This is a genomic window from Stenotrophomonas sp. Steno-Z1 (assembly GCF_056393175.1).
The window spans coordinates 1-280 of record NZ_JBWJPB010000029.1 but is presented as its reverse complement, the minus strand read 5'-3'; the positions used below and the strand labels follow the sequence as shown (position 1 = coordinate 280).

The following is a 280-nucleotide window of genomic DNA, read 5'->3' as shown; positions in this document are numbered from 1 at the left end:
GCTGGGCCACCTGCACACGCTGTCGATCTGCAACGTGCCGGAAAGCGCGATCCCGCGCGCCAGCGAGCTGGTCTGTTACACCCGCGCCGGCGCCGAGATCGGCGTGGCCTCGACCAAGGCCTTCACCACCCAGCTGGCGGCGTTGTTCCAGTTGACCGTGGTGCTGGGCAAGCTGCACGGCCGCGTGGACGCCGCCCAGGAAGCGGCGTACCTGGAGCAGCTGCGCTTCCTGCCGGGCAGCGTGCAGCACGCGCTCAACATGGAACCGCAGATCGCGGCT

1 protein-coding gene is annotated in these 280 nt (G+C 69.6%); it reads left to right on the top strand.

From position 1 onward, the window contains the following. Nucleotides 1-280: SIS domain-containing protein (locus AC06FD_RS20460; RefSeq protein WP_478078738.1), on the top strand; the 280-nt coding region annotated here is incomplete at both ends.